Below are 18,287 nucleotides of genomic sequence, written 5' to 3' on the forward strand. Positions count from 1 at the left end.
GCGGTCTCCCGGTCAGGTCGTGTGGTGGTGCAGGGCAGGGGTGATCAACCCGGCGGGGAGGCAGGGGTGATCGTCCCGACGACTTGAGCGGTGACGTCAGGTGCTGAGGTGGTGCAGTGGGTACGGGGAGGGGTCAGCCGACGAGCAGACAGGGATCAGCTGGTGGATACACCGAGGGCGGGGAGGACCACGGCATCGATGTACGAGACGAGGAACGCCTGGGTGGGCGGCTGGTCCTCGAGCAGCGCCCGGGTCGCGAAACCGCCGACCATCATGTGCACCACGAACTCCAGCGCGGGACAGTCCTCGCGGACCTCGCCCCGGTCGATGGCACGCCGGATCATCAGGTTGAAGCCGCTCATCTCCGGCTCGACCAGCTGCGCCCGGAAGGCGCGGCGCAGATCCGGGTTGTTGTGCATCGCCATGGCGACGCCCCGCATCAGCGACGAGTTCTTCTCGATGGTGCAGTCGTCGTCGACCTTGATGGAGGCGTGCAGATCGCCCCGGAGGGAACCGGTGTCGATGCTGTCGTCGTGCTCCGGCTTGCTGTGCTTGATGGCTCGCACCACCAGCTCGGCCTTGCCGCCCCACTGGCGGTAGAGCGTGGCCTTGCTGGAACGGGTGCGGGCGGCGACGGCGTCCATGGTCAGGGCGTCGTAACCGACTTCGCGGAGCAGATCGAGAACGGCTCCGTAGAGCTCGGCCTCACGCTCGGGCGTGATCCGACTGCGACGCGCCGTTGCGACAACCTCGGTCATGCCTCTCACCTTCTCACTCCGCGTGCTTACTCGTTCGTACAACCATGAAGATACCCCGAAGCCGAGCGAAACGAAACCGTTTCGTACGTGTGCTGGGTCACGTGTGTGAAAAATCTGTAAGAGGGACCCGCCACGGAGGCCTGTGAAAGTTCGGACCGGTTCACGAGTTGCTGGTACCCATCCCCCGGAAAAGCATGGGGAGGTGAGCTATCTGCGCCTGCCTCATCTCAGCGGTGATCTGTTGTGCTTCGTGGCCGAGGACGACCTCTGGCTCTCCCCGCTCGACGGCCGGGAGCGCGCCTGGCGGCTGACCGTCGACCGTACGAAGACCGGGCACCCCCGCTTCTCGCCCGACGGCCGGCAGATCGCGTACACGAGCTGGCGCAGTCTGGTGCCCGAGATCCACGTCGTGCCGGTGGACGGCGGCCCCGGGCGGCAGCTCACCCACTGGGGGTCGGCCGACACCCAGGTCTGCGGCTGGGACCCGGACGGCACGATCCTCGCCGTCGCCTCGCACGGCGAGCCCTTCTCGTACTTCACCTGGGCCTACAAGGTCGCCACCGACGGCGACCCGGGGCGCAAGCTGCCCTGGGGCCCGGTCTCCGACATCCAGGTCGCCGACCTCGACGGCGACCGCAGGACCCTGCTCCTGACCGGCACCCCGCCGCACGAACCGGCCGCCTGGAAGCGCTACCGGGGCGGCGCGACCGGCCGCCTGTGGCTGCACGGCGAACGGCTGCTCGCCGACCTCGGCGGCCACCTCGACTCCCCCATGTTCGTCGGCGGCCGGATCGCCTTCCTCTCCGACCACGAGGGCGTCGGCAACCTCTACTCCTGCGCCCACGACGGCTCCGACCTGCGCCGGCACACCGACCACGACGCCTTCTACGCCCGGCACGCGGCGAGCGACGGCACCCGGGTGGTGTACCAGTGCGCGGGCGACCTGTGGATCGTCGACGACCTCGCCGCGGGCTCGGAGCCGCGCCGCCTGGAGGTACGGCTCAGCGGGCCGCGCGCGGGCCGGCGCACGTACCAGGTCCCGGCCGCCCAGCACGTCGACGGTCTGTCGGTCGACGAGACGGGCCGCGCGAGCGCCGTCGTCGTCCGCGGCAGCCTGTACTGGCTGACCCACCGCGACGGCCCCGCGCGCACGATCACCGACACCCCGGGCGTACGGGCCCGGCTCCCGGAGATGCTCGGCTCGCTCGGCCAGGTCGCCTACGTCACCGACGCCGAGGGCGAGGACGCGGTCGAGATCGCCTCCCTGCCCCGCGCGAGCGGCGACCGCGAACCGCGCCGGCTTGCCTCCGGCGAACTGGGCCGGGTCCTGGAACTGGTGTCGGACGCCAAGGGCGAGCGGCTCGCGATCGCCTCCCACGACGGCCGCGTACTCCTCATCGACGCGACCGAGGACTCCAACGGGGAGGTCACCGAGCTGATCCGGTCCATCAACGGGCCGGTGCGCGACCTCGCCTTCTCCCCCGACGGGGCCTGGCTCACCTGGTCGCACCCCGGCATCGGCCGCTCCCTGCGCCAGATCAAGATGGCCCGCATCGCGGGACTCACGGGCGGCGAGCGGCTGATCGTCGACGTGACCAACGGCCGCTTCGAGGACGAGAACCCAGTCTTCACCAGGGACGGCCGCTATCTCGCGTTCCTCTCCTGGCGCGGCTTCGACCCGGTCTACGACGTCCACACCGGCGACCTATCCTTCCCGCTCGGCTGCCGCCCCTACCTGGTCCCCCTCTCCTCCGCCACGCCCTCCCCGTTCGCGCTGAGCCCCGAGGGCCGACCGGCCGCCGGTGGCCTGGACCCCGTCGAGGACGAGGGCGCGGACGGCGCGGTGACCGTCGAGGTGGAGGGCCTGGAGAGCCGGGTCACCCCCTTCCCGGTCACCGCCTCCAAGTACTCGGCGCTGTACCCGGTCGCGGGCGGCGGCCTGGTCTGGCTGCGCTGGCCGATCTCGGGCGCGCTCGGCGAGACCTTCGCCAACCCGGACGACACCAGCGGGCGGCCGACCCTGGAGTACTTCAACATCAGCAAGGCCAAGAAGTCCGAACTGGTCGACCACCTCGACTGGTTCGCGCTCAGCGGCGACGGCACCCGGCTGGTCGTGGTCGACGAGGACGAGCTGCGGGCCGTCCCCTCCACTGAGTCCGGCGACCTCGACAGCACGGTCTGGATCGACCTGCGGCGCATCCTGCACGAGGTCGACCCGCCCGCCGAGTGGCGCCAGTCCTACGCGGAGGCCGGCCGCCTCATCCGCGCCTACTTCTGGGACCCCGGGATGTGCGGTATCGACTGGGACGCGGTCCTCGACCAGTACCGTCCGCTGGTCGAACGGGTCGCCTCCCCCGACGAGTTCGCCGACCTGCTGCGCGAGGTCCTCGGCGAACTGGGCACCTCCCACGCCTACGTCACCCCCGCCCGCCGCAACGAGGGCCCGCCCCACTACCAGCGCCGCCAGGGCCTGCTCGGCGCCAACTTCGTGCGCAGGGAAGAGGGTTGGGCCGTCCACCGGATCCTCCCCGGCGACTCCTCCGACTCCAAGGCCCGCTCCCCGCTGGCCGGCACCGGCATCCGCGAGGGCGCGGTCCTCACCCACGTCGACGGCCGCCCGGTGGACCCGCTGACCGGCCCGTACCCCCTCCTCGCGGGCGCCGGCGGCACAACCGTCGAGCTGACCTTCACCCCGGCGGAGGGCGAGGCCGGCCGCGCCCGCCGGGTCGCCGTCGTCCCCCTCCTCGACGAACGCCCCCTGCGCTACCAGGACTGGGTGGCCAAACGCCGGGCGGTGGTACGGGAGTTGAGCGGCGGTCGCTGCGGCTATCTGCACATCCCCGACATGGGCGGCTCGGGCTGGGCCCAGTTCAACCGCGACCTGCGGATGGAGGTGTCACGCCCGGCACTCCTGGTCGACGTGCGCGGCAACGCGGGCGGCCACATCAGCGAGCTGGTGGTCGAGAAGCTCACGCGCGTGATCCTCGGCTGGGACCTGACCCGCAACGCGCAACCGGTGTCGTACGCGGGAAACGCCCCCCGGGGCCCGGTGGTGGCCCTCGCCGACGAAGCGACGTCCTCCGACGGCGACATGATCACGGCGGCGTTCAAGCTGCTCAAGCTGGGCCCGGTCGTCGGCCAGCGCACCTGGGGCGGGGTCGTCGGCATGACCGGCCGCCACCGCCTGGGCGACGGCACGGTCATCACGGTCCCGATGAACGCGGCCTGGTTCGACGCGTACGGCTGGGGCGTGGAGAACCACGGCGTCACCCCCGACCTGGAGGTCCTCCGCACACCGCTGGACTGGGCGGAGGGACGCCACGTCCAACTCGACGACGCGATCCGACTGGCCGTCGAGCTACTGGAGACGAGGCCACCGGCAACACCACCGGACTATTCAGCGGTACCGGACAGGTCACGTCCAAAACTGCCGCCGAGGTCAACTCCCTAGGGGCGCGGGGCTGTATCGATGTGCGGCTCCGCCGCGTGGGCGCGACCAACCCGCACAGGCTCCCAGAGGCGAGGGCAGCTCCCTGCTTTTAGGGGCGCGGGGCTGTATCGATGTGCGGCTCCGCCGCGTGGGCGCGACCAACCCGCACAGGCTCGCAGAGGCGAGGGCAGCTCCCTGCTTTTAGGGGCGCGGGGCTGTATCGATGTGCGGCTCCGCCGCGTGGGCGCGACCAACCCGCACAGGCTCCCAGAGGCGAGGGCAGCTCCCTGCTTTTAGGGGCGCGGGGAACTGCGCGACCAGCCCCCACGGGCCCGCACCCGACAACGCACCCCTCACAGCAACGCAAACGTGGGGCGCCCCAACACACAGGGGGCACCCCACGTCCGTAGGACAAGCCGGCCTAGGAGTCGAAGTCCTGGTCCATACCGCCCTGCTCCTCCTGCTGACGCTGCGGAGCACCCCGTTCCGACTCCTCGTCGCGGCGAGAAGACCTCTCGGAAGCCTCGTCCTTGGCTTCCTCCATCTTCTTCTTGGCCTGGTCCTGCCACTCCTGCGACTTGTCCTGGAACTGGTCCTTCATACCCATGTGGGTTCACTCCCGTATCGAGTGGGGGGAACGGCCCTTGACCGGGCCTCGACCAGATTCACACGTCGGGACAACCCACGCATTTCGATCAGTCACGGTGTGTAGCGCGGGCCTCCTCGTCGGCCGTCCCGCCCGCGCCGACGAGCCCGTTGCGCATGCCGTCCAACCGGGACCCGAACCGCTTCATCTCCCGTTGCCCGACGGTGCCGATGACCCCCGGCAGATACCCGCGCACGCCCTGCATCCCCCGCAGCCACCACTGCCCGTACACATGACTGGACCGCCGCTCGATCCCGGCGACGATCCGGTCCACGGCGGGACCCAGCGGATACGTCTTGTTGGACGGCCACGGCAGCCGCTGCCGCAGCTCCCGCATCACCTCGTCCTGGTCCGCCCCGCGCACCATGTCGGTGTCGGTCCAGGACAGATACCCCACCCCGACCCGCACGCCCTTGTACCCGACCTCGGCCCGCAGGCTGTGCGCGTACGCCTCCACACCGGACTTGGAGGCGCAGTACGCGGTCATCATCGGCGCCGGCGTCATCGCCGCGAGAGAGGCGATCTGGAGCAAGTAGCCCCGGCTCTGCATCAGTTGGGGCAGGAACGCGCGGGCCGTCACCGCCGACCCGATCAGGTTCACCTCGATCACCCGCCGCCAGGCGTCCGGATCGGAGTCGACGAACGGACCGCCCGTCGCCACACCGGCGTTGGCGACCACGATGTCGATCTTCCCGAACCGCTCCTTCACCTCCCGCGCCACCCGGGCCATCGCCTCGTGGTCCGTGACGTCGGCGAACCAGTGGTCGCTGTCGCTGTGCAGCCGCCCGGAGACCTGCTTGAGGGCGTCCGGCTCAAGGCCGACCAACGCCACCTTCACCCCGCGCGCGGACAGCTTGCGGGCGAGCAACTCCCCGACGCCCCGCGCCGCTCCGGTGACGACGGCGACCTGTCCTTCGAGACCGACCTTGCTCATGCGCTCTCCTTAGTGGCCGTGTCGGACGTATCAACTGCCCTGGCGGTACCGGCTGTCACGTACGTCGTCGCCAGCTCCCGGATCCGCCCGCTCACCAGCTCCGGCGCCTCGACGGGCGTCATGTGCCCGAGCCCCGCCAACTCCGTGCTGCCCACGCAGTTCGGCAGCACGGCGACCAGCGCCCGCGTGTGCACCGGCGGTGTCAGCCGGTCGGCCGTCCCGCACAGCACGGCCGTCGGGACGCCGATCTCCCGTACGCCGTGGTCGAGTTCGAGCAGATCCAGCACCCGCGACCACGCGTACCGCGCCTTGGGCGGACACGCGAGCACGATCCGCGCGACCGCCTCCACCATGTGCGGCGCCGAACCCGCGCCCATCGTCCCGTACTTGACGATCCGGCGGGACAGTGGCGTGACCGGTCCGAGCGGTCCCCGCGCGCCGAGGATCTTCTTGGTCAGCCAGGTCCGCACCTTCCCCGCCCGGATCGGCAGGACGGTCGACTCGGCGACCAGCCGCGAGGAACCGGTGCTGCACAGCAGGACGGCGACGGCGTGCTCGCGGAACGCGGGGCGCGTGGCCGCCGCCATCACCGTCATGCCGCCCATGGAGTGACCGGCGATCACGGCCTGTCGGCCGGGCGCGAGGGCCGCCTTCAGTACGGCTTCGAGGTCGTCGGCGAGGGTGTCCGTACTGCAGGACGGGCTCGCCGGGCTGCGTCCGTGGCCGCGCTGGTCGTAGGCGATGACGCGGTGATCGACGGCGAGGTCGCGGATCTGGGCCGCCCAGAAGGCGGTCGAGCAGGTCCAGCCGTGCGCGAGCACGACGGCGGGGGCGTCCTCGGGGCCGTGGAGCTCGACGTGGAGCCGGGAGCCGTCGGCGGAGACGGCGGTCACCTCACGTGCGGGGACGGGCGGGGCGTAGGGACCGGCGGTGACGTGCATCAGACGGCTCACGCGGAGACCTCTTTCCTGGGGCCCTTGTCGGCGCCCTTCTTGGCGGAGACCGCCTTCTCGGCGGGAGCACCCCGTGCGGGTTCGGCCGACGGCCGGACGACGTCGTACTCCGCCAGATCGACCCGCCGCGTGGCCCGCCGGAACTCGGTCGTCGTACCCGGCCAGACGGTGGTGTTGCGGCCGTTCGCGTCGAGGTACCAGCTGGTGCAGCCGCCGGTGCTCCACACCGACCGCTCCATCCGCTCCTGCACGCGTCGGTTCCAGGCGTGCACCGCGGCGGGCCGGGCGTCGAGGGCCGCCTTGCCGCCGAGGACGTCCAACTGCCGTAGGTAGTCCGCCATGTAGTTCAGCTGGGACTCGATCATCAGGATCATCGAGGAGTTCCCGAGGCCGGTGTTGGGCCCGATGATGGTCATCCAGTTCGGGAAGCCGGCCGCGGACGCGCCCCGCAGGGCCTCCATCCCGCCGGTCCACGCCTCGGCGAGGGTCTTGCCCTCGGCGCCCACCACGCGGTCGGCGATCGGCATGTCGGTGACGTGGAAGCCCGTACCGAAGACGATCGCGTCGACCTCGGTCTCGGTGCCGTCGGCGGCGACGAGGGTGGAGCCGCGCACTTCGCTCAACCCACTGCTGACGACGTCGACGTTGGGCTGGGCGAGCGCCGGATAGTAGGTGTTGCTCAGCAGGATCCGCTTGCAGCCGATGCGGTAGTCGGGGGTGAGCCTGGCGCGCAGGGCCGGGTCCTTGATGGCGCGGGCCATGTTCCGTTTCGCCAACTGCTCGACGAAACCGAGCTCTTCGGGGTGCTTGGTGAAGGCCTGGACCTGCAACTCCCTGATCCCCCACAGCAGTCCGCGGCGGGCCTTGGTGGTGAAGGGCAGCGCGCGGTGCAGCGCCCGCTCGGCGCCGCTGATGGCGCGGTCGGCGCGGGGCATGACCCAGGGCGGGGTGCGCTGGAAGAGGGTGAGCCGGCCGACCCGCGGCTGGATGGCGGGCACGATCTGGATGGCGGAGGCGCCGGTGCCGACCACGGCGACGCGCTTGCCGCGCAGGTCGTAGTCGTGGTTCCAGCGGGCGGAGTGGAAGACCTCGCCGGGGAAGGAGTCGAGCCCCGGGATGTCGGGCGTCTTGGGGTCGGACAGGGGCCCGGTGGCGGACACGACGACGTCGGCGGACAAGGCCCCGGCACTGGTCTCGATGTCCCAGCGCAACTTCTGTCCGTCCCAGGTCATCTTCTTGACCTCGGAGTTGAAGCGGAGATGGGGCCGCAGGTGGAAGACGTCGGTGACGTGCTCCAGATACTTCCGGATGTGCTCCTGCCCGGAGAAGGCGCGCGGCCAGTCGGGATACGGGGCGAAGGAGAAGGAGTACAGGTGGGAGGGCACGTCGCAGGCGCACCCCGGATAGCTGTTGTCCCGCCAGGTGCCCCCGACGCTGCCGGCCCGCTCCAGTACGACGAAGTCGGTGATGCCCTCGCGCCGCAGCCGCACGGCGGCCCCGAGCCCCCCGAACCCGGACCCGACGACCACCACCCGCACATGTTCCTGTTCGGCCATGCCGATGCCCTTCCCTGCGCGACTCTGCCAGTGAACACTGGCACAATCGGAGCGTAGAGCAGCTCCGTACTCATGGGTAGGGGTCGGCGGAAGGAAAGTTACCGCCGGTACGACATAGGCTCACGACGTGACAGCGGCCGAGGGACGACACGAGTACCGCATGGAGGAGCTGGCCGAGAAGGCCGGCATCACCGTGCGCACCCTGCGCTTCTACCGCGAGCGCAAACTGATCCGGCCACCCCGCCGCGAGGGCCGCATCGCCTGGTACGACGAGCACCACCTGGCCCGCCTGCGGACCATCTCGACCCTGCTGGAACGCGGCCACACCCTCAACGGCATCGCGGAACTCGCCGACGCCCTCGACCACGGACGGGACGTGGCCGACCTCCTCGGCGTCGGCGGCCCCACCGAGGAGGAGCCGGTCCGCCTCACCCCCGAGGAACTCGCCGCCCGCTTCGAGGGCGAGGTCACCACGGAGAACCTCGCCGCCGCCATGGAACTCGGCTACCTCGGCACCGACGGCGACGAGATCGTCCACATCAGCCGCCGCCTCCTGGACGTCTCCTCCGCCCTGGTCCGCGAGGGCATCCCCCTCGCCGACGTCCTGGCCGCGGGCAAACAGGTCCGCGAACACGTCGACATCCTGGCCGAGATGTTCGCCACCCTGGTCCTACGCCACGGCCCGGAAGAAAACCTCCAACGCCTGCGCCCCCTGGCAAGAAGCGTGGTGGAGGCGGAGCTTTCACTGGCGTTGGACCGGCGGTTGCGGAAGCGGGACTGAACTCGACGCCCGTTGAACAGGGGGCGGTTGGGGGCACGTGACAGTCTTGATCATCGGAGGCAACGGGTTCCTGGGCGCCGAACTGGTCCGCCGGTCGACAGCGGCCGGCCACGCGACGGACGCGACCTTCACGACCAGGCCCGGCAGCGCTCCGGGCGTCACCTGGCACGCCCTGGACCTGCGGGACGCCGAGCGCGTCGCAGCCGTGGTGGCCGCGGTCGGCCCGAGCCTCGTCGTCAACGCGACGAGCGGCGGACCCGACTGGGCGATCACGGCGGAGGGCCCGGTCCAACTGGCGATGGCCACGGCGAAGCACGGCTGCCGCCTGGTCCACGTGTCCAGCGACGCGGTGTTCTCGGGCACCCGCGTCCACTACGACGAGTCCTGCCCACCCGACCCCGTCACCCCCTACGGCGCGGCAAAGGCCGCAGCGGAAACGGGAGTTCGCCTCGTACACCCGGACGCCGTCGTCGCCCGCACATCGCTGATCATCGGCGACCTGCGGTCCGTACACGTACGCGCGGTGCACGACCTGGCCTCCGGCACCCGAGACGGCGTCCTGTTCACCGACGACGTCCGCTGCCCGATCCATGTCGCCGATCTGGCCGCCGCCCTGCTGGAACTCGCGGCCTCGGACGCACACGGCGTCCACCACCTGGCAGGAGCCGACCCCATGAGCCGCCACGAACTCGGCACCCTCATCGCCAGACGCGACGGACTGGACGCCACCCGACTCCCCACAGGCCTGCGCGCCACCAGCACGCTCCCCGGCCCGCTCGACGTCCGCCTCGACAGCCACGCCACCCAACGCAAACTGCACACCAGGTTGCGGGGCGCCCGTGAGTTCCTCGCGACGGGGGCTTGAGCATGTACCGGAGGTCGGAGACCAAAGTGACCGTGCAGCGCTGATTCACTCCATCGAGGCACTTTCACCCAAAACGTAAACGGACCCGGGTTCGCACTCCGACAGTGAGATCGAAAAGGCCCCGGCGGCTGTTCCAGCAGCCCCGGGGCGTGGCCGACACTTCATGGAGCGCCGACATGCCCAAGGCTAGTCCTCAGCCGTCGCAACCGACTTCGACTTCTACCGAACACCCGCGAGCGCTGGGAGCCGTACGTCTCAGCAACCTGACCCAAGTCACCACCTCGCCCGGAAGGCAGCGTGCGTCAATCCAGCTGTGCGCCCAGCAACTGGGCTTCACGCTGATCGCCGAAGCGGCAGATCTCGGGGTGTCCGCGCGCACGATTTCTCCCTTCGAGAGGCCTTCCCTGTCGTCCTGGCTGCGGCGCCCGCACGAATACGACGCCATCGTGTGGTCACACGTGGATCGCGCCGTACGATCCGTTGGCCATATGTCCGAGTTGATCGAGTGGGGCCACAAGCACGCGACGACACTCGTTTTCGGGATGCCCGAGGAACAACAGCCGCTCGTGGTCACTCCACAGGCGGACGGCGACACCGTCCGCCACTGCATGAATCTGGCCTACGCCGCCGAGCAGGAAGCTCGTGCCATCTCCGCCCGCCTCACCAGCGCCCACCAAGTACTACGTGCGACGGGCCGATACGGCGGCGGCCTTGTTCCATTCGGGTACAAGAAGGCCCCGCATCCCTCCGGTATCGGCTGGTGTCTCGCTCCTGACCCGGAGACCGTCACCGTTGTACGCGCGATTGTGGACGACGTGCACTCGGGCCTTTCCCTCGTCGCCATCGCCCGCAAACTCGAAGCCGCATGCGTTCCGGTGCCACGCGATCGCCACGCCCAACTTCAAGGGCGCCCCACGGGTGGGCGGCGCCACGGACGGGACTTCGAGCGATTCCGCTGGACAGCAGGGAGCTTGTCCAAAATCCTCCGCACGCCGGCGCTGATGGGGCACCGGATGCACAAGGGGAAGACGGTCCGGGACGCTGACGGCGCTTCCGTGCTGATCGGCCCTCCTCTGCTCACGGAGGAAGAATTTGGCACTCTCCAGGAGGTCCTCAACACTCGGTCGAACGGGATTCACCCCAAGCGCCGGGAAACTTCTCTGTTGATCGGAGTCGCCCACTGCGCCGGGTGTGGAGGCCGCATGTACTTCGCCACGAGGACTGCCTACGCCTACGGCGACTACGTCTGCCGTGCTGCTGCCCGCGGCACGACTTGTCCTGCTGCTGCCGCGATCCGCGCCAGTTGGCTGGACGACTACACCGTCAGCCGCTACCGCGAAGTGTTCGCCACGAACGCCGAGGTGACACGGGAGCAACTCCTCAACGACGGCGTTCGGGTCACAGTAAGCAAAGGACGATCCGGCGGTGGACCGGCCCGACTGGTCGGGCCGGACACCTCACGGCTGACGTTCACCGTTGACGGCTCCCTGCCCCATCAGCTAGGACGCTGAGACGAGCGGGGCGTGCGAACCCTGTGCGCCCCGCCCCATTCTCCTCACAGGTCGAATACTGCTGTCACCGGAGCGTGGTCCGACCATCGTTCCTGGTGGCTGGCGGCACGCTCCACGTACGCCTTGACCGCCCGCTTGGCCAGCCCAGGAGTCGCTACGGCGAGGTCGATCCTCCAACCTGAGTCGTTCTCAAAGGCCCGCCCCCGGTACGACCACCACGAATACGGCCCCTCGACCTCCGGGTGAAGGGCCCGCACCACATCGACGTACCCCCCGTCCCCCGCGTCGAAGACCTGCGTCAGCCACGCGCGTTCCTCCGGGAGGAAGCCGGAGCTTTTCTGGTTGGCGCGCCAGTTCTTGAGGTCGGCCGGCTGGTGGGCGATGTTCCAGTCGCCGCAGACGACGACCTCGCGGCCGTCGGCGGCGGCGCGTTCGCGCAGTTCCTTGAGGTAGGCCAGGAACTCGTCCATGAAGCGGACCTTCTCGTCCTGGCGCTCGGTGCCGACCTCGCCGGAGGGGAGGTAGAGGGAGGCGACCGTCACACCGGGCAGGTCGGCCTCGACGTACCGCCCGCTCGTGTCGAACTCCGCCGACCCGAAGCCGACCCGGACGCGGTCGGGCTCGCGGCGGGTGTAGAGCGAGACGCCCGCGCGGCCCTTCGCGGCGGCCGGCGCGTGCACGACGTGCCAGCCGTCGGGGGTGCGGACGTGTTCCGGCAGCTGCTCCGGCTCGGCGCGCACCTCCTGGAGGCAGAGCACGTCGGCGGAGGTCCCGGCGAGCCACTCCACGAAGCCCTTCTTCGCGGCGGCACGCAGTCCATTGACATTGGCGGAGGTCACAGTGAGCACGCCGGAACGATACCGGCACACTGGACACAGTCCGATGCCCCACTCTATGCATAGGTGTACGATCTTCGACATGAATATACGCCGGGTCCCCTTCGACCACCCCGACGCCGTGAAGCTGAACGACCAGGTCCAGGCCGAGTACCACGTCCGCTACGGCGACGGCGGCGACGCCACCGTCATGGACCCGACGCACTTCGAACCGCCGAACGGCGTCTACCTCATCGCGTACGACGAGGACGACAGCCCGATCGCCACCGGCGGCTGGCGCGCCAAGGACGCCAACGGCGAGGGCAATCTCGACGGCGACGCCGAGCTCAAGCGGATGTACGTGGTCGAGCGGGCACGGGGGTTGGGGCTCGCCCGGCGCATCCTGGCCGCGTTGGAGGAGGACGCGCGCGTGGCGGGGCGGCGACGGATGGTTCTGGAGACCGGCACCAAGCAGCCGGAGGCGATCGCCCTGTACACGTCGAGCGGGTACGAGCCGTGCGAGAAGTTCGGCTACTACCGGTTCCACGAGGACAGCCGGTGCTTCGCCAAACCCCTGAACCCGTAAGGGTGTTCACGCCCTGAGATACGCCAGCACCGCCAGCACCCGCCGGTGCACGTCGTCCGCCGGTGGCAGGTCCAGCTTGGTGAGGATGCTGCCGATGTGTTTGCCGACGGCCGCGTCCGACACCACCAGCGCCCGCGCGATCGCCCCGTTCGACTTCCCTTCCGCGATCAGCGCCAGCACCTCCCGCTCCCGCGCGGTCAGCCGCGCCAGCGGATCACGGCGCCGGCGCAGCAACTGCCGTACCACCTCGGGGTCCACGACCGTGCCACCGTCCGCCACGTCACGGAGCGCGTCCACGAACTGCTCGACCTGCCCCACCCGGTCCTTGAGCAGATACCCGACCCCGGTCCCGTCCCCGGAGTCCAACAGCTCCGCCGCGTACGCCCGTTGCACGTACTGACTCAGTACCAGCACCGGCAACCCCGGCCGCTCCGCGCGCAGTTGGAGCGCCGCGTGCAGCCCCTCGTCCTGAAAACCGGGCGGCATGCGTACGTCCGTCACGACCACGTCCGGCCCGTCCGGACCCTGCGCGGTCACCGCCGTGAGCAGCGCGTCCGCGTCACCGACGGCCGCGACGACCTCGTGCCCGAAGCGCGTGAGCAGCCCGGTCAGTCCGTCCCGCAGCAGCACGCTGTCCTCGGCGAGGACTACCCGGAGCGGTCGGTCGGCCGGCAAGGGATCTCCACACGCAGCAGGGTCGGTCCGCCCGGCGGGCTGGACAGGGTGAGTCTGCCATCGAGCACCGACACCCGGTCGGCGAGCCCGGTCAGCCCGCTGCCGGCCCCGGGCGAGGCGCCTCCGCGCCCGTCGTCCCCGATCCGCAGCACCAGCCGCCCGCCCGCGTACTCCCCACCCACCTCGGCCCGGCGCGCCCCACTGTGCCGGGCGACGTTGGCGAGCGCCTCGCAGACGACGAAGTACGCGGCGGACTCGACCGCCCCGGGCAACCGCCTCCCGTCCAGGCCGAGTTCGAGGTCCAGGGAGAGGTCGACAGGCACCGGACTGCGGTCGGCCGCGTCGGCGACGGCGGCCTCCAGCCCGTAGTCGGTGAGCACCTTGGGATGGATGCCGTGAATCAACTCCCGTAGCTCGGCGAGCACTTGTCCGGCCTCCTCGTGTGCCTTGGCGAGTTGCTCGGCGAGCGGTCCCGGCGGGACGTCGAGGCGGGCGAGCCCGAGGGTCATGGTGAGGGCGACGAGCCGCTGCTGAGCCCCGTCGTGCAGGTCGCGCTCGATCCGTCGGCGCTCCGCCTCGAAGGCGTCCACCAACCGCACGCGGGAGCGCACGAGTTCGGTGACCCGCACGCTGTCCTCCGCACGGACCGGCGGCGCGACCATGGCACGCGCGAGTTCGGCACGCGCTCCCGCGAACACCCCCAGCGCGTACGCCCCTGCCGCGAGCAGGACCACCCCGAGCGCGGCGACCGCGAACGCCCCGGGGAGCGTGTCGACGGCCCACACCTTCACGACCTTCGCCTCGCCCTGGACGCCGACCAGCACGGGCGCGGCCACCAACTGCCCCGGCACCCCCACCGCGAGCACGACGACCAGCGCGTCGACCGGCCACAGCACCACCCCGACCAGCACGGCGTACGCCAACTCCCGCCAGGTCGCCGCCTCCCGCAACCGCGTCGACAGCCACGCCCCCAACCCCGCCCGCTCCGGCACCCGATGCCGCCCGGCGGGCTCCGCACGGACCCCGACCAGCCGCAACCGCCACCGTTCGACCGCGGCCACGGGTATCCCGGCCAGCACGGTCAGCCCGAGCAGCGGCAGCCCGACGAGTACGACGGCCAGGGCGCCCCCGAGCACGGCTCCGCAGCCGATCAGCACGAGGACGACGATCCCGAACAGCGCCCCGCTGCCCAGGTACGCCAACGCCCGCCACGGCCACGCCGACCACAGGTATCCGCGCCCTCGGAGCGCCCGCCACACAGTCATGAGGATCACCGTAGGAGCGACGGGCGCGCCGGGCCATCCGTCCTGGGCGAGGCCGGGAGGTATGCCTGGCCCTACCCCAAGTCTCGTCCCTGCCGCAGTGATCGACCGGCCCGTCCCGCGGTTCGCTGATCCCACCTGCCGACGACGGTCGTACGGGCGGGCATACGGGAAGAAGGTCGGATGCGGTCCAGCGCAATCGAACTACAAGGCGTGCGGCGGACGTTCGGGTCGGGAGAGAGCCAAGTCACCGCTCTGGACGGCGTATCGCTCGCCTTCGGGCAGGGCACCTTCACCGCCGTGATGGGCCCGTCCGGCTCGGGCAAGTCCACACTGTTGCAGTGCGCGGCGGGCCTGGACCGCCCCACCTCGGGCTCGGTCCGGCTCGGCGGAACGGAACTGACGTCACTCACCGAACACCGCCTCACCCTCCTGCGCCGCGCACGCGTCGGCTTCGTCTTCCAGGCCTTCAACCTCCTCCCGTCCCTGACGGCGGAACAGAACGTGGCCCTCCCGCTGCGCCTGGCCGGCCGCCGCGTGCCGAAGGCGGACGTGCGGGCGGCCCTGGCCCGCGTCGGCCTCACCGACCGCGCCCGGCACCGCCCCGGCGAACTCTCCGGCGGCCAGCAGCAACGCGTGGCCCTCGCCCGCGCCTTGATCACCCGCCCCGAGGTCCTGTTCGGCGACGAACCGACCGGCGCCCTCGACTCGCGCAACGGCAGGGACGTACTCGCCCTCCTGCGCGCCATGGTCGACACGGAGGGGCGCACGATCGTGATGGTCACCCACGACCCGGTCGCCGCGTCGTACGCGGACCGCGTGGTGTTTCTGGTGGACGGCCGCGTGCACGGCGAACTAGCCGGCGCCCCGGCCGCCGACATCGCGGCCCGCATGACGACGCTGGAGGCCGTGCCGTGCTGACGGTCACCGTCCAGACCCTGCGCACGCGTTGGGTCACGTTCGTCGGCAGCTTCGTCGCCCTCGCGCTCGGCGTCGCGCTGATCGCCGTCATGGGCCAGTCCCTCGCCGCGTCCCTGGACGCCCCCGAGCGCCGGCCGGAACGGTTCGCGGCGGCCGAGGTGGTGGTGAAGGGGCAGGACACCCTGCGCGTCCGCACTCCGAACGGCGTCCGCACCGAGCAACTCGCCCTGCCACGCCCGGTTCCCGCGCGGACGATCGCCGCCCTGCGCCACCTGGGCAGGGTCACCGAGGACCGCGCCTTCGCCGTACCCACCGCGGACGGCCCCCGCGACCTCGTCGGCCACCCGTGGTCGACGGCGGCGTACGCCCCGTACGAACTCACCGCCGGGCGCGCGCCCCGCGCCGCCGACGAGGTGGTGGCGACCGGGAGTTGGACGGAGGTGGGCCGCCACGTGTGGACCGCTTTCGGGCGGGTCCACGTGGTCGGCACGGTTGAGGTGGGCGGCGTGGGCGGCACGGTCGGCGCCCGCTCCTTCGAGAACGCCCTCTTCTACACCGACTCCCGGGCCGCGCGCCTCTCGCCGGTGAGTACGCAACTCGTGGTGGACGCCGACGCGGGGGCGGTACGGCGGGTGGTGACCGGTGCGGGCGAAACCGGTTCAGGTGTACGGGCGGTGACCGGCACAAGCGGAACAACGGGCTCCGGCGCGCGGGTGCTCACCGGCGACGCACGGCGCCTCGCGGACGCCGATCCCGACCGTGACGCCGAGGCCCTCACCGCGCTGAACGCCCTGTTCGGCACGGCCGGCGGGGTCACCGGGTTCGTGTCGGTGTTCGTCGTGGCGTCCACCTTCGCCTTCGCGGTCGCCCAGCGCCGCCGGGAGTTCGGGCTGCTGCGCCTGGCCGGCGCGACTCCGGCCCAGCTCCGCCGCACGGTCTGCGCGGAGGCGCTGCTGGTCGGCGTCGCGGCCTCGGCGACGGGTTGCGTGCTGGGGGCGTACGCCGCCCCGCATCTGGCGTCCCGGGTGGTCGACGGCGGTCTCGCACCGGCGTGGTTCGCGATCGGCGACCACACCTGGCCGTACCACCTGGCCTTCTGGACCGGCGTACTGGTCTCGCTGTGCGGAGTGCTGGCCGCGTCCCGCCGCGCGGGCCGGACCAGCCCGGCGGACGCGCTGCGGGAGGCGTCGGTGGACACCGCGCCCCTGACCGGCGGCCGCCTCCTGTCCGGTACGGCTCTGCTGCTCGCGGCCGTCGCCACGCAGGCGTTCGCCCTGCTCACCGACCCGGGTGACCTGCTGCACCGCAAGACGTACGTCAGCCGCCCGATGCTGCTGATCACTGCGGTGGCGTTGCTGTCACCCGCGGTGGTGCGCCCCCTGGTCCGGCTGGTCGTCCGGCTGCCCGGCGCGGTCGGCATGCTGGTGCGCGAGAGCGCCGCCGCCGGTGTCCGCCGTACCGCCGCCGTCGCGGCCCCCGTCCTGGTCACGGTGGCCCTGACCGGTTCCCTGCTGGGCGCCACCGCGACGCTGGAGGGCGCGCGGGCGACGGAGGCTCGGGAGCGGACGGTCGCCGACTTCGTCCTCACCCCACCATCCGGAACGGGCTTCACCCCGACCACTCTGCGCCGCCTGCGCACGGTCCCCCACACGGTCGTGTCCGCCACGGCGACGACCTCCGTCCACTACGTGGAGGACGGAGTCGCCCTGATCAAGTCGCAGGCGCGCGAGGCCGATCCGCACGCCCTCGCCGCGACCGTGCGCCTGCCGCTGACCGCCGGCCGCGTCACCGACCTCGACGACGACTCGATCATCGTGAACGAGGAATGGGCCCGGCACACCGTGGGCCGGCACGTGAGCGTCTGGCTGGGCGACGGCACCCGGAAGTCCCTGCGCATCGCGGCCGTGATGCCGGTCGGCACCGGCGACAACGGCGCGTACGTGACCCCGGCCAACGCCCCGCGCGCTCCCGTCGACCGGGTCGAGGTGAAGGTACGGGCGGGCGGGAGTGCGAGCGAGGTGGCGGCGGGACTGCGGAAGGCGGTGGACGGCACCGGGGCCGAGGTCCTCACGAGGGCGGATTGGCTACGAAGCACAGCTCCCTCCCCCTCGGTCGGCCTGGGCGCCGGAACGGACCGTACGACCCGCCTCGGCTTCCTCCTCGTCCTCGGGATCGCCCTCCTCTACACCGGCATCTCCCTCGCCAACACCCTGGTCATGGCGACCGCCGACCGACTGCGCGACCTGGAGACCCTCCGCCTGACGGGCGCCACGAGGGGCCAACTCCTGCGTCTGATCACGGCGGAGTCATTGACGACGGTGGCACTGGGCGCGTTCCTGGGCGTCCTGGTGGCCGCCCTGAACCTGCTCGGCATGTGGACGGCCCTGGCCCGCCAGTCGGTATGGACCCCGCTCCGACTCCCCTGGCCCGCCCTCGCCCTGACCACGACGTGCTGCGCGGCGGTAGCGGTCCTCGCGGCCCTGGTCCCGACGGCTCTCGCGATGCACCGCCGAGCCACGGCCCGTGGCAGACGCTGCACACCCGCTTTCGCGCCCCGAGCCGACCCACCCTGATAGCTGTCAGGGTCACGACGT

15 protein-coding genes are annotated in these 18,287 nt (G+C 71.3%); 7 read left to right on the plus strand and 8 right to left on the minus strand.

The window, feature by feature from the left end:
* Window positions 1-155: 155 nt before the first annotated feature.
* Window positions 156-758 (minus strand): TetR/AcrR family transcriptional regulator, encoded by a 603-nt coding sequence (locus tag ACWD5F_RS14905; protein ID WP_451254396.1) that lies wholly within the window; start codon window positions 756-758, stop codon window positions 156-158.
* 202 nt (window positions 759-960) lie between these two features.
* Here ACWD5F_RS14905 and ACWD5F_RS14910 point away from each other — a divergent pair, with 202 nt between their 5' ends.
* Entirely contained in the window at window positions 961-4,209 is a 3,249-nt protein-coding gene (locus ACWD5F_RS14910; protein WP_451254398.1) for a S41 family peptidase, read from the plus strand.
* A 400-nt stretch (window positions 4,210-4,609) separates the two neighbouring features.
* On the opposite strand, the gene ACWD5F_RS14915 is transcribed toward ACWD5F_RS14910, so the two are convergent.
* From ACWD5F_RS14915 to ACWD5F_RS14930, 4 genes are all read right to left on the minus strand, one after another.
* The gene (locus tag ACWD5F_RS14915) at window positions 4,610-4,795 is read right to left on the minus strand and encodes a hypothetical protein (protein WP_451254400.1); all 186 of its coding nucleotides are present in this window, start codon (window positions 4,793-4,795) and stop codon (window positions 4,610-4,612) included.
* A gap of 88 nt (window positions 4,796-4,883) precedes the next feature.
* Window positions 4,884-5,768 carry an SDR family oxidoreductase gene (locus tag ACWD5F_RS14920; RefSeq protein WP_451254401.1) on the minus strand — a complete coding sequence of 295 codons (885 nt, stop codon included), beginning with the start codon at window positions 5,766-5,768 and terminating at the stop codon, window positions 4,884-4,886.
* Complete coding sequence (locus ACWD5F_RS14925) at window positions 5,765-6,721, minus strand: alpha/beta fold hydrolase (protein WP_451254403.1); 957 nt, start codon at window positions 6,719-6,721, stop codon at window positions 5,765-5,767. The genes ACWD5F_RS14920 and ACWD5F_RS14925 overlap by 4 nt, the downstream gene beginning before the upstream one ends.
* On the minus strand, window positions 6,718-8,277 hold the full coding sequence (locus ACWD5F_RS14930; protein ID WP_451254404.1) for a flavin-containing monooxygenase: 1,560 nt from the start codon (window positions 8,275-8,277) through the stop codon (window positions 6,718-6,720). The genes ACWD5F_RS14925 and ACWD5F_RS14930 overlap by 4 nt, the downstream gene beginning before the upstream one ends.
* A gap of 160 nt (window positions 8,278-8,437) precedes the next feature.
* Between ACWD5F_RS14930 and ACWD5F_RS14935 the strand changes: the two genes are divergently transcribed.
* The 3 genes from ACWD5F_RS14935 (at window position 8,438) to ACWD5F_RS14945 (ending at window position 11,434) form a co-directional block, all read left to right on the plus strand.
* Complete coding sequence (locus ACWD5F_RS14935; RefSeq protein WP_401717002.1) at window positions 8,438-9,058, plus strand: MerR family transcriptional regulator; 621 nt, start codon at window positions 8,438-8,440, stop codon at window positions 9,056-9,058.
* 37 nt (window positions 9,059-9,095) lie between these two features.
* A complete protein-coding gene (locus tag ACWD5F_RS14940; protein WP_451254406.1) occupies window positions 9,096-9,923 on the plus strand; it encodes an SDR family oxidoreductase in 828 nt (275 codons plus the stop codon).
* A 149-nt stretch (window positions 9,924-10,072) separates the two neighbouring features.
* Window positions 10,073-11,434: a recombinase family protein gene (locus tag ACWD5F_RS14945; RefSeq protein ID WP_451254408.1), complete on the plus strand. Its 1,362-nt coding sequence runs from the start codon at window positions 10,073-10,075 to the stop codon at window positions 11,432-11,434.
* Between the two features lie 44 nt (window positions 11,435-11,478).
* Here ACWD5F_RS14945 and ACWD5F_RS14950 read toward each other — a convergent pair whose 3' ends face one another.
* The gene (locus ACWD5F_RS14950; protein ID WP_451254410.1) at window positions 11,479-12,282 is read right to left on the minus strand and encodes an exodeoxyribonuclease III; all 804 of its coding nucleotides are present in this window, start codon (window positions 12,280-12,282) and stop codon (window positions 11,479-11,481) included.
* Between the two features lie 70 nt (window positions 12,283-12,352).
* On the opposite strand from ACWD5F_RS14950, the gene ACWD5F_RS14955 reads away from it, so the two are divergent.
* Entirely contained in the window at window positions 12,353-12,835 is a 483-nt protein-coding gene (locus ACWD5F_RS14955; RefSeq protein ID WP_451254412.1) for a GNAT family N-acetyltransferase, read from the plus strand.
* 6 nt (window positions 12,836-12,841) lie between these two features.
* Here the strand turns inward: ACWD5F_RS14955 and ACWD5F_RS14960 are convergent, their stop codons facing one another.
* Together ACWD5F_RS14960 and ACWD5F_RS14965 are read right to left on the minus strand one after the other, a co-directional pair.
* A complete protein-coding gene (locus tag ACWD5F_RS14960; protein WP_451254414.1) occupies window positions 12,842-13,510 on the minus strand; it encodes a response regulator in 669 nt (222 codons plus the stop codon).
* Window positions 13,483-14,775, minus strand: coding sequence for a sensor histidine kinase (locus ACWD5F_RS14965; protein WP_451254416.1), 1,293 nt, complete (start codon window positions 14,773-14,775; stop codon window positions 13,483-13,485). Before ACWD5F_RS14965 ends, ACWD5F_RS14960 begins: the two co-directional genes overlap by 28 nt.
* 180 nt (window positions 14,776-14,955) lie before the next feature.
* On the opposite strand from ACWD5F_RS14965, the gene ACWD5F_RS14970 reads away from it, so the two are divergent.
* Entirely contained in the window at window positions 14,956-15,693 is a 738-nt protein-coding gene (locus ACWD5F_RS14970; RefSeq protein ID WP_451254418.1) for an ABC transporter ATP-binding protein, read from the plus strand.
* On the plus strand, window positions 15,687-18,266 hold the full coding sequence (locus tag ACWD5F_RS14975) for an ABC transporter permease (protein ID WP_451254419.1): 2,580 nt from the start codon (window positions 15,687-15,689) through the stop codon (window positions 18,264-18,266). The genes ACWD5F_RS14970 and ACWD5F_RS14975 overlap by 7 nt, the downstream gene beginning before the upstream one ends.
* Window positions 18,267-18,287 lie beyond the last annotated feature (21 nt).

It is taken from the genome of Streptomyces sp. NPDC002499 (genome assembly GCF_053595415.1).